General features: G+C 63.7%; 12 protein-coding genes. 6 read left to right on the forward strand and 6 right to left on the reverse strand.

Going from position 1 to position 11676, the window contains the following annotated elements:
- The first annotated feature begins 12 nt into the window (after positions 1-12).
- On the forward strand, positions 13-1119 hold the full coding sequence (locus tag J1777_RS11430; protein ID WP_242700509.1) for a class I SAM-dependent methyltransferase: 1107 nt from the start codon (positions 13-15) through the stop codon (positions 1117-1119).
- 20 nt (positions 1120-1139) lie between these two features.
- The gene (locus tag J1777_RS11435) at positions 1140-1352 is read left to right on the forward strand and encodes a DUF2905 family protein (RefSeq protein ID WP_207575827.1); all 213 of its coding nucleotides are present in this window, start codon (positions 1140-1142) and stop codon (positions 1350-1352) included.
- A gap of 19 nt (positions 1353-1371) precedes the next feature.
- On the opposite strand, the gene J1777_RS11440 is transcribed toward J1777_RS11435, so the two are convergent.
- Both J1777_RS11440 and J1777_RS11445 read right to left on the reverse strand, forming a co-directional pair.
- Complete coding sequence (locus tag J1777_RS11440; protein ID WP_207575828.1) at positions 1372-1848, reverse strand: hypothetical protein; 477 nt, start codon at positions 1846-1848, stop codon at positions 1372-1374.
- Positions 1849-1912: 64 nt separating this feature from the next.
- Positions 1913-3163: a multifunctional CCA addition/repair protein gene (locus J1777_RS11445; protein ID WP_207575829.1), complete on the reverse strand. Its 1251-nt coding sequence runs from the start codon at positions 3161-3163 to the stop codon at positions 1913-1915.
- A gap of 53 nt (positions 3164-3216) precedes the next feature.
- Here J1777_RS11445 and queC point away from each other — a divergent pair, with 53 nt between their 5' ends.
- On the forward strand, positions 3217-3942 hold the full coding sequence (queC, locus tag J1777_RS11450; protein ID WP_207575830.1) for a 7-cyano-7-deazaguanine synthase QueC: 726 nt from the start codon (positions 3217-3219) through the stop codon (positions 3940-3942).
- A 17-nt stretch (positions 3943-3959) separates the two neighbouring features.
- Here the strand turns inward: queC and aroB are convergent, their stop codons facing one another.
- The gene (aroB, locus tag J1777_RS11455) at positions 3960-5072 is read right to left on the reverse strand and encodes a 3-dehydroquinate synthase (protein WP_207575831.1); all 1113 of its coding nucleotides are present in this window, start codon (positions 5070-5072) and stop codon (positions 3960-3962) included.
- A 68-nt stretch (positions 5073-5140) separates the two neighbouring features.
- The gene (locus J1777_RS11460; protein WP_207575832.1) at positions 5141-5947 is read right to left on the reverse strand and encodes a UPF0149 family protein; all 807 of its coding nucleotides are present in this window, start codon (positions 5945-5947) and stop codon (positions 5141-5143) included.
- 211 nt (positions 5948-6158) lie between these two features.
- Here J1777_RS11460 and J1777_RS11465 point away from each other — a divergent pair, with 211 nt between their 5' ends.
- The 3 genes from J1777_RS11465 (at position 6159) to J1777_RS11475 (ending at position 10489) form a co-directional block, all read left to right on the forward strand.
- On the forward strand, positions 6159-7904 hold the full coding sequence (locus J1777_RS11465; protein WP_207575833.1) for an FMN-binding glutamate synthase family protein: 1746 nt from the start codon (positions 6159-6161) through the stop codon (positions 7902-7904).
- A 28-nt stretch (positions 7905-7932) separates the two neighbouring features.
- Positions 7933-8751 carry an RIO1 family regulatory kinase/ATPase domain-containing protein gene (locus tag J1777_RS11470; protein ID WP_207575834.1) on the forward strand — a complete coding sequence of 273 codons (819 nt, stop codon included), beginning with the start codon at positions 7933-7935 and terminating at the stop codon, positions 8749-8751.
- Between the two features lie 118 nt (positions 8752-8869).
- On the forward strand, positions 8870-10489 hold the full coding sequence (locus tag J1777_RS11475) for a methyl-accepting chemotaxis protein (RefSeq protein WP_207575835.1): 1620 nt from the start codon (positions 8870-8872) through the stop codon (positions 10487-10489).
- 157 nt (positions 10490-10646) lie between these two features.
- Here J1777_RS11475 and J1777_RS11480 read toward each other — a convergent pair whose 3' ends face one another.
- Positions 10647-11183: a CinA family protein gene (locus J1777_RS11480; protein WP_207575836.1), complete on the reverse strand. Its 537-nt coding sequence runs from the start codon at positions 11181-11183 to the stop codon at positions 10647-10649.
- A gap of 2 nt (positions 11184-11185) precedes the next feature.
- Positions 11186-11674 carry a phosphatidylglycerophosphatase A family protein gene (locus J1777_RS11485; protein WP_242700510.1) on the reverse strand — a complete coding sequence of 163 codons (489 nt, stop codon included), beginning with the start codon at positions 11672-11674 and terminating at the stop codon, positions 11186-11188.
- Positions 11675-11676: the final 2 nt, after the last annotated feature.

The raw sequence follows: 11676 nt of genomic DNA on the forward strand, positions 1-11676 counted from the left end.
ATCGGCCCGATTATGAACACCTGCGCACCCTCCTCCGCCGAACTCAACCAGCACATTGCCCACGCCATCACGGCCGCCGGTGGCTGGCTGGGGTTTGACCGCTTCATGCACCTGGCGCTGTACGCCCCCGGCTTGGGCTATTACGCCAACGACAGCCTTAAATTGGGCGCGATGCCCGCCGATGGCAGCGACTTTGTGACGGCTCCTGAGCTGTCTTCGCTGTACGGGCAAACGCTGGCCGCCCAGGTGATCGAAGCACTGCAGCACACCGCCACCCATGAAGTGTGGGAATTTGGCGCGGGCAGCGGGGCGCTGGCCGAGCAGGTGCTCACCACCTTGCAGGCGCAGGGCGTGCTGCTGGAGCGCTACACCATCGTCGATGTCTCGGGCAGCCTGCGCCAGCGCCAGCAAGCGCGGCTGGCCGCGTTTGGCGATGTGGTGCAGTGGGCCGACCATTTGCCCCCCGCCATGCATGGCGTGGTGCTGGGCAACGAGGTGCTCGATGCCATGCCCGTGCAGCTGCTGGCCCGCATCGACGGCACTTGGCACGAGCGCGGCGTGGCGCTGGGCGACGGGGGCGCTTTCATGTGGCGCGACCGCCCCACCCCCCTGCGCCCGCCGCTGGAGATCGAGGGCGAACACGATTACGTGACCGAAATCCACCCCCAGGGCGAAGCCTTTATCCGCACCCTGGGCCACCATTTACAGCGCGGCGCGGCGTTTTTCATTGACTACGGTTTTGGCGAGGACGAGTACTACCACCCCCAGCGCTCCATGGGCACCCTGGTCTGCCACCAGCGCCACAAAATGGACAGCGACCCGCTGGCCGACGTGGGCGGCAAGGACATCACCGCCCACGTCAATTTCACCGGCAGCGCCGTCGCAGCGCAGGACGCGGGTTTTGACATCCTGGGCTACACCAGCCAGGGGCACTTTCTGCTGAACTGCGGGTTCACCGCAAAAACCGATGCCCTCACCCTCTCCCAACGGGCGCTGGCGGGCAAGCTGGTGCTGGAGCACGAAATGGGCGAGCTGTTCAAAGTGCTGGGCCTGTGCAAAGGCGTGCCGCCCTGGCCCGCCCTGGGCTTTGCCCACGGCGACCGCACGCACCGGCTGTAAGCCCCCAGGAGCACACCACCATGCTGCTGCGCTGGGCCATCATCGTCTTCATCGTGCTGCTGCTCATCGACAGCACCACCGGCATTCTGGGCAAGTGGCCTAAATTGCCCGGCGACCTGCGTTTTCGGCTGGGGCGATGGACTGTGCGGCTGCCCTTTACCAGCGCTTTGTTGCTGGCGGTGTTGCTGTTGGTGGCCCTCAAATCTCTGGCTTGGCTGGCTCAGCAGCTTTAACCATTAGTTTTGATGGTTTTTAGGGTTGCTGGCCGGGTCTCGCCCCGGCAGGCGACATCCTTTCTTGCACGCGCAAGAAAGGATGCAAAGAAAGCGTGCTGCGCAGCTTTTGCACCGTGAAACTCGCTTCGCGCCCTGCGGGCGCTGCGCTCGGACAACCACGGTGAGTCAGACGGGTAGCGCTCGCTATGTTGAAGACGGTTGCGCTCTTACGGTTGCGCTGTTGAGGAATGACTTCTTCGCTTGCTACGCAGCAAGCGAAGAAGCCACTTTTCAAGCGCATCAAGAAAAAGCGCAGCCGCTGATCAAGCAAGCCCTCACCCATCCATGCTCGCCGTAGCTGTTTGAGCGCAGCGAGTTTTACGGCGGGTATTGAAGCTGCGCAGCACGCCTTCTTTGCTGACTTTCTTGCGCGGGCAAGAAAGCCAGTCGCCCGCCGGGGAGAGACCCGGCCAGCAGCCAACAAATCTAAAAAGAAAGCTGCTACCGCAAGCAAACATTAAGCCTCAAAGAACTAAAGCCCTAAAACTTAATAACCACCAGCGAAACCAGCTCTCTTTTCAGGAAGAACCCCCGGTTTTCAGCCACTGCCCCAACGCCTGCACCCGCACCGCATCCACCGCCTGCCCAATGGCCGCCCCTTTCTTCCCCGCTGCCACGGCCTGCGCCGCAATCGGCCTGGTGGCCACACCCAGCGCCACCGCCAGCGCCTGCGCCAAGCGCCCGCGCTGCGGATAGGCTGCAGCCTCAAACCCCCAGCGCCCCCGCGCATCGCATTCGCAGGCCCACAGCGCCTGGGTAAAGCGCTCGGGCTTGCGCAGCGCGTCGCAGCGCTGCAGCAGGCGCAGCACGGCGGCAGGGGACAAATCCAGGCTGCGGTGGATGTTGCCGTGCTCGGCCGCCACCAGCTCGGCCAGCTCGGAGCACTCTTTGGGCACGCGCCAGCGCTCGCCCACCTGCCGCACCAGTTTGGCGCCGCGCTGCTCGTGGCCAATGTGGCGCGGCAGCACGTCGGCGGGCGTGGTGCCTTTGCCCAGGTCGTGCACCAGGCAGGCCCAGCGCACGGCCAGCGGTGCTTGCTGCTGCACGGCCTGGCCCAGCACCAGCATGGTGTGCAGGCCGGTATCGACCTCGGGGTGGTAATCGGCGCGTTGGGGCACGCCCCACAGGCGGTCCAGCTCGGGCAGCAGCACGGCCAGCGCTCCGCATGCGCGCAGCACGGCAAACATGCGCTCGGGCTGGGCCTGCATCAGCCCCCGGCTGATTTCCTGCCACACCCGCTCGGGCACCAGGTGGGCCACTTCGCCCGCTTGCACCATGGCCTGCATCAGCGCCATGGTTTCGGGGGCCACGCTAAAGTCGGTAAAGCGGGCAGCAAAGCGGGCCACGCGCAGAATGCGCACGGGGTCTTCGGCAAATGCCTCGGTCACATGGCGCAGCACTTTGGCCTGCAGGTCGGCCACACCGTGATAAGGGTCAAAAACGGCCTCAGCGCCCGTCCAACCTGCGGGAGCAGCTATGGCATTAATAGTTAAATCGCGCCGCGCCAGGTCTTCTTCCAGCGTCACATCGGGGCTGGTATAGACGGTAAAGCCCTGGTAGCCGTGGCCGCTTTTGCGTTCGGTGCGGGCCAGGGCGTATTCCTCGTGCGTTTGCGGATGCAAAAAGACGGGAAAGTCCCGCCCCACCGGGGTAAAGCCCTGGGCCACCATGGCTTCGGGGGTGCCGCCCACCACCAGCCAATCACGGTCATGCACCGGCAGGCCGAGCAAGGCATCGCGCACTGCGCCACCAACTTGGTAAATCTTCATGGGCGCGAAGATTAACAGCCAGCGCCGCACAGCGCGGTGGTGTAATCGCCGCCATGCACACACGCGCCTTGGTTTTATTTTCCGGCGGGCAGGACTCGACCACCTGCCTGGCCCACGCCCTGACCCACTACGCCCACGTGGAAACCCTGGGTTTTGACTACGGCCAGCGCCACAGCGTAGAGCTGCAGGCCCGCCAAACGGTGCTGCAGCGCCTGCGCTGGCAGTTCCCCCATTGGGCGGCCCGCCTGGGCCCAGACCATGTGCTGAATGTGGATGTGATCGGGCAGATTGGCGGCTCGTCGCTGACCGAGGATGTGGCCATTGCCATGCAGCAAGATGGCCTGCCCAACACCTTTGTGCCGGGGCGCAACCTGCTGTTCATGACCCTGGCCGGGGCGCTGGCCTACCGCCGGGGGCTGCAGGTGCTGGTGACCGGGGTGAGTGAGGCCGATTTTTCCGGCTACCCCGATTGCCGCGACGACACCATGAAGGCCATGCAGCTGGCGCTGAACCTGGGGCTGGAGCGGCGCCTGCGCATCAGCACCCCACTGATGTGGCGCGACAAGGCGGCGGTGTGGCAATTGGCCTTTGAGCTGGGCGGCCAGGCATTGATTGACCTGATCGTGCAAGACAGCCACACCTGCTACCAAGGCACGCGCACGCCCCATGCCTGGGGCGCGGGCTGCGGGCAGTGCCCGGCGTGCCAGTTGCGCGCCAGTGGTTGGGAGCGTTGGCACCAGCCCCTGCCCCAGCAGGCTGGCCATCCAGCGGGCGCATAAGGCTGCTGGGTTATGGGTTAAGCCGCCGGTGTGCAGCAGGTGGCAATCACCTCGCGCACCAGGGCATCGGGGGCGCTGCGCAGCACCGCTTTGCCCGGGCCATCAATCAGCACAAAGCGGATGTCGCCCGCCTCGGCTTTTTTGTCCACGCGCATATGGCTCAGGTAGGCCCCAGCGTTGTCTTGGGCATCGAGCACCGGGCCCCGCGTGGGCAGTCCGGCGCGTTCAATCAGGCGGGTGAGCCGCGCAACAAAATGCGCATCCACCAGCCCCAGGCGCTGCGACAAGTGCGCGGCCATCACCATGCCAGCGCCCACGCCTTCGCCATGCAGCCAGTGGCCGTAGCCCATGCCGGCCTCGATGGCGTGGCCAAAGGTGTGGCCAAAGTTGAGGATGGCGCGCAGGCCCGATTCTTTCTCGTCCTGCCCCACGACCCAGGCTTTGATCTCCACGCTGCGCTTGACGGCCTGGGCCAGCGCGGCGCGGTCTTGCTGGCGCAGCGCGTCCATGTGCTGCTCCAGCCAGGTAAAAAAAGCCATGTCGGCAATCGGCCCGTATTTGATGACCTCGGCCAGCCCGGCCGACAGCTCTTTGGCCGGCAACGTGGCCAGGCTATCGAGGTCGCACAGCACCAGGCGCGGCTGGTAAAAGGCGCCAATCATGTTTTTGCCCAGCGGGTGGTTGATGGCCGTTTTGCCGCCCACACTGGAATCGACCTGCGACAGCAGCGTGGTCGGAATCTGCACAAACGGCACGCCGCGCATATAGCTGGCGGCGGCAAAGCCGGTCATGTCACCAATCACGCCGCCGCCCAGGGCAAACAGCACGGTTTTGCGGTCACAGCCGTGGCCCAGCAGGTGGTCAAAAATTTGGTTCAGGGTGGCCCAGTCCTTGAACGCCTCGCCATCGGGCAGCACCACTTGGCGCACCTGAGGGTAGTGCGCGGCCAAGGCCGCCTGCAGCTGGGCGGCATACAGCGGGGCCACCGTGGTGTTGGTGACTATCACGGCCTGCGTGGCCTTGGGGCACTGGGCAAAAATGGCGCTGTTCGAGAGCAGGCCGCTGCCAATCAAAATGGGGTAGGAGCGATCGCCCAGGTCAATGCCAACGCGGTGCAAAATTTCAGTCATAGTGGTGGTTTAAAAAGGCAGACTCACGTGCGCAAGCGCAATAAAAATGAATGTGCCACGGTTATGGGTTACGCCCCGCAGCATTTTTTGTATTTTTTACCGCTGCCACAAGAGCACGGGTCGTTGCGGCCCGGTTGCACGCCTTTGACAATCGTTTCTTGCTGCGGGCCCAGGCTGCGCCAGGCTTGGCGCAGGTCGTAGATGCCCCAGATGGCATGGCCAAACGCATCAATGCGCGGTTGGCTGGTAGAGGCGGGGCCGTTCTCATCGTACAGGTTGTGGGCGGGCTTGCCGGTGTCGTCTTCGGTGAGGGCGACGATCTGCTCCAGGGCGTTGTCAATCATCTGCGCCGCTTCTTTGTCGCGTGGCAGGGCCCAGTCGGCCTCCCAGTTTTCCACGGCAAACATAAAGCCCAGCGCCCAAACTTGGGCCAGCGAGGGGATGGGCTCATCGCCAATCTCGGCCTGCTCTTCGGCGCTCATCATCAGCACGGCCCCCCGGGTGTCCAGCACTTCGGGGGAGAAGGCATCGTCCTCCTCCAGGCTGTGGGTGGGGCGGTCCAGCTGGCGCAGGATTTCGGCCAGCCGCGCTTGTGCCAGTTCTAAAAAGCGGGTTTGCTGCGCCTCGGTGCCAAAAACGGGCAGCTGGGGCAGGGGCGCATGGGCCGGCAAAGGCTCGCCATCGCCCAGCAGCATGGGCAGCCATTCGTGTACGCCAATGGGACGGCGGGTGCAGGCGACGGCGGTGAGAAAGCCGTCACAAAACTCCCACTGGGGGACTTCTTCATGGGTTTCGCGCAGCGCGGCGAGCAGGTCGTCCAGCTCTTGCAGGGTGGTTTCGTCCAGTGCGGGGGGGAAGGAAATGGCGGTGGTCATGAGTGAAATTTCAAACGGTATGCATGCCAAGCATGCAGATTTTGGTGGTGAAGGGGCTTGCTGAGGCGGCCAAGGACAGTCAGCCCTGCGTAAGCGCACAATCGCTGCCTTCGCCATGGCAGGCATCGCCAGATGCGCATAACACCATGGCGTGACAGTGCGTTTGGCAGTGTAGCCCGAGCCACTGGATTGTCCCCTCTTGGAGCTTTGTATGTCCGCTGCGTCTGGCCGTTTTCCGGGCCTGTTTCCTATTCGCTATACGGTGCTGGTGCTGTGCGCCGTAGGCACCATCACCGGCCTGGGAGCGGCCCTCGCGTGGGGCGGGTGGTGGTGGCTGCTGCCGCTGGTGCTGGGGGCGCTCAGTGCGGTTGGCGTGCAGGATTTGCGCCAAACGCGCCATGCCGTGCTGCGCAATTACCCGGTGATTGGGCATATGCGTTTTATGCTGGAGTTCATCCGCCCAGAGATTCGCCAGTATTTCATTGAGGGCGACCATGAGAACCTGCCCTTTTCGCGCGCGCAGCGCTCGCTGGTGTACCAGCGCAGCAAGGGCGTGTCCGACAGCCGCCCCTTTGGCACGCTGCTGGATGTGAGCGCCCCAGGCTACGAGTGGGTGAACCACTCCATGGTGCCGACCAAGCTGGCCTCGCAAGATTTTCGGACGTGGATTGGCGGCACGCCGGGCCAGCCTTTACCTGGTGCAGAGGTGTGTACCCAGCCCTACCATGCCAGCGTGTTCAATATTTCGGCCATGAGCTTTGGGGCTTTGTCCGCCAATGCCGTGCTGGCCCTGAACTTGGGCGCACGCACAGGCGGCTTTGCCCATGACACGGGCGAAGGCTCCATCAGCAAATACCACCGCGAGCATGGTGGCGATTTGATCTGGCAAATTGCCTCGGGCTACTTTGGCTGCCGCAACCCCGATGGCACGTTCAGCGATGAAAAATTTGTGGAAAACGCCCGCGATCCACAGGTCAAGATGATTGAGCTCAAGCTCAGCCAAGGGGCCAAGCCCGGCCATGGCGGCATGTTGCTGGGGGCCAAAGTGACCCCGGAAATTGCCGCCGCACGGGGCATTCCGGTGGGGCAAGATTGCATCAGCCCACCGTTTCACAGCGCGTTTTCGACCCCGCTGGAGCTGATGCACTTCATTGGGCGGCTGCGTCGCCTCTCCGGCGGCAAGCCCGTGGGCATCAAGCTGTGCATTGGCCACCCGTGGGAATGGTTTGCCATGGTCAAGGCCATGCTTGAGACCGACATCACCCCTGATTTCATCGTCGTCGATGGGGCCGAGGGCGGCACCGGCGCGGCACCGGTCGAATTCACCGACCACGTGGGCGTGCCGCTGCAAGAGGGGCTGATTCTGGTGCACAACACCCTGGTGGGCGTGAAGCTGCGCGATCGCATCAAGATTGGTGCGGCGGCCAAGGTGATTACCGCCTTTGACATCGCCCGCATGATGGCCCTGGGGGCCGATTGGTGCAATGCGGGGCGGGGCTTCATGCTGGCGCTGGGCTGCATTCAGGCGCAAACCTGCCACACCGGCTTTTGCCCCACGGGGGTGACCACGCAAGACCCGGTGCGCCAAAAAGCCCTGGTTGTGCCCGACAAAGCCATGCGTGTGGCCAACTTTCACCGCAATACCATGCATGCGCTGATGGAGCTGGTGCAAGCTGCAGGCCTGCACGCACCGGGCGAAATCACCGCCCACCACATCGTGCGGCGCATCAACGATGCCGAAGTGCACCTGCTTTCTCAACTTATCATGCAGGTGCGCCCCGGGGCGCTGCTGGGGTCGCTGCACCGCCAGCACCGCGTGTTTCGCCTGTACTGGCCGCTGGCCAAGGCAGACAGCTTTCAGATAGCGCCACCACCCTTGGTGCCCTCCGCACCCAAGCCCTCGTTGGCTGCCCAAGCGGCCCAACGGGCCAAAACAGAAGGGTCGGCGCTGTCCTAGTCTGAAGAATCTGAACAAAGGATCGTGTGTGCCAACTGAGGCAGCGGCAGCGCCCGCACTGGATTTCGCGGCATTTTTAGCCAGTCACGCCCCCCACCAAACGGCGCTGGTGCAGCGCTACCAATGGCAGGGGCACAGCCTGTGGCTGAAACGCGCCGGGCCCGCCCACCCGGCATGGCGCTATCGCGCCCTGGCGTGGGTCTCCCACTGGCTGCAGGTGCCGGCGCTGCAGCCCGTGCCCAATCCCGGCGGCGTGCAGGCCATTGCCACCGAGGTGCAGCGCTTGCAAACCTTGGCGGCCTGCGGCCTGCGCGTGCCCGCCGTGGTGGCGGTGAGTAAGCAGGCCTTTGTCATGCGTGATTTGGGCCAAGCAGGCCAGCCCGTGCAAAGCCTGGGCCATGCGCTGGAACAGGCGGGGACTGCGGCGGCCACCTTGGCGCTGTGGCAGCGTGGCTTGCAGGCCTTGGCGCAAGTGCATGGCCAAGGCCAGTGCCTAAGCCAAGCCTTTGCCCGCAATATGGTGCTCTGCGCCGATGGGGGCATTGGCTTGATTGATTTTGAGGACGACCCCGCCGCCCACCTGCCCTTGCCCCTGTGCCAAGTGCGCGATGTGCTGTGCTATGTGCATTCCACCGCGTGGATTTTGGCCCGCGTTCAGGCCTTGCCCCAGGCCCAGGCGACCTGGCAGCAGGCCCTGGCCCAGTGGTCGCCGCCGGTGCAGCAAGCCTTGGCCGCAACGCAACAGCGCTTGGGCCTGCTGGGCAAACTGCCCCGCTCACGCCGCCTGGGGCGCGATGCCTTGCGGCTGCGCATGGCCTGGGCGTTGTTGGCGGGCAACAATGTCTGAATAAAACCACTGGTTATTTAAAAAAGCTAATAAAAGACAGTAACGCCTTGTAAGCTTCTATGCTTTGGGTGTTGGCATTGCAGAGCTGACGTTTTCTTTTTTGTTGAGGTTGCAAACCATGGCGTCTTTGTGGAATAGCTGGCGAATTACGCACCGTTTTATTGCGGTATTGGCAGCGTTTGTAGTGTCGGTGCTGGTGATTGCGGGCATTGGGTTGGCGGGCATGTCCTCGGCCAGCAAGAGTTTGAAGGCTTTGCACGACGAATCCATGGCCCGCTCGCAACTGGCCAGCGAGTCGGTGGAGCAAACGCTCAACAATCGCATGCAGGTGCTGCTCTCTTTTCAGCACGACCCTAATGGGGAATTGGCCAGCATTCATGACCACCCCATCACAGAGCACTTAGAGGCCATTGCCGCCAACCAAGCCCGTGCCAACGCGATTCACAAACAGCTGGCGGAAGGTAATTTGAGTGCCCAAGAGCGCTCTTTATTGACCGCCGTAGAGGCCGCACGCGCGGCCTGGCAGCCCAAGCTGGCGGCAGCTATTGAGTCCATTCGCAACAATGATTACAGCGCCACCACCATGGCTGCGTTTTTAGCCGCCACCCGTGTGGAAGGCGTGCAGGTACTGAAAACGGCAGAAGCTTTGCGCAGCTACCAAATTGAGCAAGCCAATCTTCACTACCAAGCGGCCGAGGCACGTTATACCCAAGCCTTGTGGATTTTTGCGGCTGCCCTGCTGCTGTTGGTTGTCCCTTCGGTGCTGCTGGCCTTGGCCCTGCTCACACGCTTGAAGGGTGGGTTCATGACCGCCAGTACGGCGCTCAAGCAAATTGCCGACAACGATTTGTCCCACCCCGTGCCCCACAGTGGCACGGATGAAATTGGCTACATGCTGCAGCACTTGGAGGGCATGCGCTCGAACTTGTCGCACGCGGTCGCCAATGTCAAAACCGGGGCGGGGGCCATTGCCAGCGCCTCGGCCCAGGTGGCCGCGGGCACGCTGGACCTGTCCTCGCGCACCGAGCAGCAGGCCAGCGCCCTGGAAGAAACGGCTGCGGCCACGGAAGAGCTCTCCAGCACCGTGCAGCAAAACGCGGACAACGCGGTGCAGGCCAATGAACTGGCCGGTGAGGCACGGCGCATGGCGCAAAACGGGGGCGATATCGTCGGGCAGATGGTCAGCACCATGGCCGAGATCAACCAATCGGCGAAAAAGATTGTGGACATCATCAGCGTGATTGATGGCATTGCCTTCCAAACCAACATCTTGGCGCTGAATGCCGCCGTTGAAGCGGCCCGCGCCGGCGAGCAAGGCCGGGGCTTTGCCGTGGTGGCCGGCGAGGTGCGCTCACTGGCCGGGCGCAGTGCCGAAGCCGCCCGCGAGGTGCAGGCCTTGATCACCGATGCCGTGAGCAAGGCCGAAATGGGCAACGCCCAAGCGGCGCAGGCCGGCACGTCGATGCAAGAAATCGTCAGCGGCATCCAGCGCGTGGCGGGCATCGTCGATGAGATTGCCCTGGCCAGCCGGGAGCAGGCCTCGGGCTTGGCGCAAATCAACCAGGCGGTCAGCCACCTCGATGGCGTAACCCAGCAAAACGCGGCGCTGGTGGAGCAATCCTCGGCCGCAGCTGCCGCCTTGCAGCAGCAGGCCCACCACCTGGCCGAGGTGGCCGACACCTTCCGCCTGGAAGAGCAGGCGGGCTTGCGCCGTCCCGGCTTGACCGCCTTGCGCTAAACAAGAAAGCAAAAACAATAGCGCTTACCGCTCATAAAAACTAAAAATTACTATAAAAATAGCTGCCAGTGCTTGTAAATAAAGCGCTAGCAGCTATTTTTTTATTCTTACTTTCGGGTGTGTTGGTGCGGCGGGGTGGGCTGGGGGCCAACAGCGTTTACGGTCTTTGCCCCGGATCGGTCTTGGCCCCTTGCGCCGCAATGATTTTTTCAAGCTGCCACAAAGCCTGGTAAACCGCTTGCGCCCGCACGCTGCTGCGTGGGCCGTCAAAGTGAAAGCACTGGCTGCGGACCACGCCATCGACCCACCAGCCCAGCCACACGGTGCCCACCGGCTTGTCTGGGCTACCGCCGTCTGGCCCGGCAATGCCGGTGCTGGCCACGGCAATGGGAACCTGGGCGTGCAGGGCCGCGCCGTGCGCCATAGCGCGCACAACCGGCTCGCTGACGGCACCGTGCGTGGCGATCAGTTCGGCCGGTACGCCAAGCAATTGCGTTTTAGCGGCATTGGAATAGGTGACAAAGCCGCGCTCAAACCAGCGGCTGGAGCCAGCGATGTCGGTGCAAGCGGCGGCAATCAAGCCACCGGTGCAGCTTTCGGCGCTGGCCAGCATCCAGCGGCGTTGCTGCAATTGCTGGCCCAGGGTGGTCACCAGGGCGCTCAAGTCTTGGGGGGGGTTGGGGTTGTGGGGCATGGTCACCATAGTCCAAAGTGCCGCCCGGCCGCCAGCACCAGCAGGGTGCAAAAAGCGGCGACCAGGTCGTCAAACATAATCCCCCAGCCACCGCGCCAGCCGCTGCCTTTAAAGCATTGGTCGGCCCAGCGCACGGGGTGGGGCTTGGCCGCATCGAACAGGCGAAACAGCGCAAAGGCCAGCAGCTGCCCGTGCCAGCTGGCCGGGGCCAAGAGCCACAAAATGAGCCACATGGCGACCACTTCATCCCAGACGATGCAGCCCGGGTCATCGCGGCCCAGGTTGCGGGCGGTAATGGTGCAGGCCCACCAGCCGATGGGCAGGGACAGGGCAATCAGCCCCCCCAGCTGCGCGGGGCTGAACACCTGTTGCAGCAACACAAACACCCCCCAGGCCCACAGCGTGCCCGCAGTGCCGGGGGCGATGGGCGAGAGGCCGCTGCCAAAACCCAGCCCCAGCCAATGGGCCGGGTGGCGCAGCATAAAAGCCAGGG

The organism is Comamonas denitrificans (assembly GCF_017368815.1).
Classification (GTDB): Bacteria; Pseudomonadota; Gammaproteobacteria; order Burkholderiales; family Burkholderiaceae_C; genus Comamonas; species Comamonas denitrificans.

Excerpts from the sequence above, each read along its gene's own strand:
- J1777_RS11430 (WP_242700509.1), top strand. The coding sequence starts at position 13 with ATGAACACCTGCGCACCCTCCTCCGCCGAACTCAACCAGCACATTGCC.
- J1777_RS11435 (WP_207575827.1), top strand. The coding sequence starts at position 1,140 with ATGCTGCTGCGCTGGGCCATCATCGTCTTCATCGTGCTGCTGCTCATC.
- J1777_RS11445 (WP_207575829.1), bottom strand. The coding sequence starts at position 3,163 with ATGAAGATTTACCAAGTTGGTGGCGCAGTGCGCGATGCCTTGCTCGGC.
- queC (WP_207575830.1), top strand. The coding sequence starts at position 3,217 with ATGCACACACGCGCCTTGGTTTTATTTTCCGGCGGGCAGGACTCGACC.
- aroB (WP_207575831.1), bottom strand. The coding sequence starts at position 5,072 with ATGACTGAAATTTTGCACCGCGTTGGCATTGACCTGGGCGATCGCTCC.
- J1777_RS11460 (WP_207575832.1), bottom strand. The coding sequence starts at position 5,947 with ATGACCACCGCCATTTCCTTCCCCCCCGCACTGGACGAAACCACCCTG.
- J1777_RS11465 (WP_207575833.1), top strand. The coding sequence starts at position 6,159 with ATGTCCGCTGCGTCTGGCCGTTTTCCGGGCCTGTTTCCTATTCGCTAT.
- J1777_RS11475 (WP_207575835.1), top strand. The coding sequence starts at position 8,870 with ATGGCGTCTTTGTGGAATAGCTGGCGAATTACGCACCGTTTTATTGCG.
- J1777_RS11480 (WP_207575836.1), bottom strand. The coding sequence starts at position 11,183 with ATGCCCCACAACCCCAACCCCCCCCAAGACTTGAGCGCCCTGGTGACC.